Origin of the sequence: Mycobacterium asiaticum (assembly GCF_001668675.1) — a bacterium.
Taxonomy (GTDB): Bacteria; Actinomycetota; Actinomycetes; order Mycobacteriales; family Mycobacteriaceae; genus Mycobacterium; species Mycobacterium asiaticum_D.
Genome location: NZ_LZKQ01000248.1, coordinates 1 through 3964, shown reverse-complemented (window position 1 = coordinate 3964; position 3964 = coordinate 1). Strand labels below are relative to the sequence as shown.

Sequence of the window (3964 nt, the reverse complement as noted above, 5' to 3'; positions counted from 1 at the left end):
CGACATAGCGCCACACCGCCACCGGCTCAGCCGGAATCACCTGCACCGGCTCATCAAACTGCGCACAAAACCGGGCCGCCAGATTCGGGTGCCGACGGACCACAGTGTCCAGCGCGTGTCGGAGCCGGTGCGGCTCGACCGCACCGGTGAGGTGCAGATCGAGCTGTACGGCGTACACATGGTCCTCGCCCGAGGCGGCACTGGCGTGGAAGAGCAACCCCCGCTGGATCGGCGTCAGCGGCAACACATCCGCGATGCGCTGGTGCCCCGCCAACTCGTCGAGCTCACCCTGACTCAACCGCGCCGGCACGATATCCGACGGCGTCAACCCACCCCCACCGCCGCGCACATGCGCACAAATCCCACCCAACGCCGCAAACCACAACTCCCCCAACCACTCAACCCGCTCACGATCCAAAACCGACGGCGCCCAGACCCATTCGGCACGCAGTGAGGGGCCGTTAGGGGTGTCGACGGTGCCCGCGTTCAGTTCCACCGTGTGCGGCAACGGCATCGGCAGCGGTGCCGCGGGTACTCCGTCTTGGCTGAGTCGCCAGGCGTCGCCGGGATTCTCGATCGCCGCGGCGCCGAGCCGACCCAGGTAGTTGAAGCCGATCGACGGGTCCGGCCCGTCCAGATCGACATCGTTGTTCAGATAACGCAACAACCCGTACGTCAAACCATCCGGCAGCGCCCGCAACTGCTCCTTGGCGGCCTTGACCACCGCACCCAACGCCGCCCCGCCCGCCACCACCTGCGCCCAATCCAGCCCACCAACACGCAACGCCACCGGGTATTTCGTGGTGAACCAGCCCACCGTGCGGGACAGGTCGAGATCCGGGGCCAAGTCGTCGCGACGCCCGTGTCCCTCGACGTCGACACCGAGTGCTTCGACACCGTCCAGAAACTCGTTCCACGCCAACGCAAACGCAATCAACAGGATGTCCTGGACACCGGCGTGAAACGCCGTCGGCACCGCACCGAGCAGCGCGCGGGTGGTCTCGACGTCCAGATCCATGGAGATACGCCCTGCGGTGGCATGGGTATCCAGCTCGGGATGCGGTGCGGGCAGGGCGGCCGGTGTGCCGGCGACTCGGCGCCAGGCGGCGACGTGGTCCACCACGACGGCCCGGTGCGCGTATTCGCTCAGTAGCAATGCCCACCGCTGGAACGATGTCCCGGTCGCCGGCAACGCCACCGGATGCCCGGCGCGCTGCTGAGCCCAGGCGGAAACCAAGTCCTCGAGGAGGATTCGCCAGGACACCCCGTCGACGGCCAGATGGTGAATGATGATCACCAGCCGCCCGGCCGACGCGACCCACAGCGCGCTCAGCATCACGCCGGCGGCCGGATTCAGCCGGGACCGGGCCGCCGCCAGCTCCGCTTCGGACAGGGTTTCCACGGTGCGCATACAGCTCGTGGCGGGGAGCGTGCCGGGCGCGGGGACCCACAGCGACCACTTGCCATCGGGCGAGTGGTCGGCCCGAAGCCGCAACATCGGGTGCCGGTCCAGCATCGCCTGTAGCACCACCGCCACGTCGGACTCGGTGGTCCCACTCGGCGCCCGCAGCACCACCGTCTGGCTGAACTGATCGACGGGACCGGCCATTTCCCGCAGCCAGTGCATGATCGGAGTCGCGGGCACCGGCCCGAGCCCGTCGTCGGCGACAGAACTCGCGTCGTCGGCTATTCTGGCCACCCGCGCCAGTCCGGCCACCGTTTGCTCGGCGAAGATGTCGCGCGGCTTGCACACCACACCCGCCGCCCGGGCCCGCGCCACCACCTGCATCGACAGGATGCTGTCTCCGCCCAACTCGAAGAACGACTCGTCGACCCCGACCAGCTCCAGCCCCAGCACCTGCGCGTAGATGCCGGCCAGGATCTCCTCGACGGGACCGGCCGGTGCGCGGTAGCGATCCGCGGGCGCATACTCCGGTGCGGGCAAGCGTTTCCGGTCCAGCTTGCCCGAGGAGGTCAGCGGGAATTCGTCGAGCACCATGATTTGCGCGGGCACCATGTAGGCGGGCAACCGCTCCTTGAGCCGCTGACGCACCACGGTGATCTTGGCGTTGGCGCGAGGGTCGTTGGCGTAGGTGGCATTGCGGGCGTTGGGCCGGTAGACGTTGTTCAACGGCGTGTTCGGCTCGGTGGCGGCGACGAAAACCGCGTCCAGTGTGCCGGATTCGCTGCCCCAGGTGACGGCGACGCGGTATCCGGCGTCGGCGGCGAGGCGGTGTAGCTGCTCTGGTGTGCGGCTTTCGAGCGTCCCGGAGTCGGTGGAGTCGGGATCGCCGCTGTCGAGGGCTTGTTCGGCGCGAACGTCGGTGATCAGTCCGGTGCGCGGGATGCCGGTGACGCGCAGGGCGCTCGGGCATTGCGCGGTCAAGTAGTCACGCAGCCCGGTCGACCCGCCGCTCTGCGCCCAGGCGCGCACGGGGACGGTGGCCAGTGACCGTGTCGCGGTCGGGGCCTTGTGGGCGACGACGTCGTAGCGGTACCGGGTGAGTTCGTTGTCGGCTTCGCCGCGTTTGACCTGGATGTCGATCCCGGCCACCGCCTCTTGCCGGTCCGCCCAGGTGGTGAAGAACTCTGGCGCAAGCAGCAATTCGGATTCGCTCAGCATCGCACGCCGGACGCGCTGGCGGACCTCGGTGGCAGTGCCACTACCGTGGGCCAGCGCCACCGCGGTGTGGAAAGCACCGTGCAGGACGCGGTTGCGGACGTCACCGATGAACAATGACCCGCCCGGGGCCAGCAGCTCCATGGCGTTGTCGATGACCTCGACCAGATAGTCCGCGTACGGAAAGTATTGGACCACCGAGTTGACAATGATGGTGTCGAAATGACCGCGCGGCAACCCGTCGGTGTCGTGAGCGGGCCGGCTCAGCAGCTGGACGCGGTCACGCCACGGGACTTGCAACCGCTCCATGGTCCGCGCCAGGCCGTCCACGGCGACGGCCGAATTATCCGTTGCCACATAGCTTTCGCAGTGGGGCGCGATCCGGGCCAGGATCAGCCCGGAACCCACGCCGATCTCCAATACCCGTCGCGGACGCAGGGCCATGATCCGGTCCACCGTGGCCGACCGCCACTCCTCCATTTCCTCGAGCGGGATCGGGTCGCCGGTGTAGCTGCTGTTCCAGCCGCGGAAATCGCTGCCGAATTCCGGCGGTGTGACCTGGTCACCGTAGAGCTGGTCGTACAGGTCTCGCCATTCTTGAACGGCATTTTCGGCGGCTTCGTCACCGGCGCCGTGCGCGAGGGTGAGGTAGGCGACGAGGTGGGCTCCTCCTGCGCCGCGGTGGTGTGCGGTGACGGCCGCCTGGTTGACGTACGGGCAATCCAGCAGGGTGTTCTCGATCTCGCCGAGTTCGATGCGGTAGCCGCGGATCTTGACTTGTTCGTCGGCGCGTTCGAGGTAGTGCAGTTGCCCGTCGGGGGTCCAGGACACGAGGTCGCCGGTGCGGTACATCCGGGTTCCCGGGGCGCCGTACGGGCAGGCCAGGAACCGTGTTGCGGTCAGTCCCGCGCGGTGCAGGTAGCCGACGCCGACGCCCGCGCCGGCGACGTACAGTTCTCCCGCGATGCCGGCCGGCACCGGCCGCAGCCATTCGTCCAGCACCATGAAGGCAAGGTGGTCCAGCGGCACGCCGATGGGGCTGGCGCCGCTTTCGGTGTCCCGCGCAACGATCTCCCGCCACGAGGCATGCACGGTGGTTTCGGTGGTGCCGTACAGGTTGAACAACCGCGGCGCTTCGGGATGGTTGCGCAGCCACGGCCGAAGGTGTTGCGGCTCAAGCGCTTCCCCGGCGAATACGACGGCCTCCAGGGCCAGCCGCTGTGCTCGTTCGCCCGAGAGCGTGTCGGCCGTTTGCAGTGCGGAGAACGCCGAGGGGGTTTGGCTGAGGATGGTGACGTTTTCGGTGGCCAGCAGGGTGTGGAAGTCTTCGGGTGAGCGGGCCAC

1 protein-coding gene is annotated in these 3964 nt (G+C 68.1%); it reads right to left on the bottom strand.

Features of this window, described 5'->3' with window-relative positions:
* Positions 1 to 3964: condensation domain-containing protein (locus A9X01_RS21240; protein ID WP_155772207.1), on the bottom strand; the 3964-nt coding region annotated here is incomplete at both ends.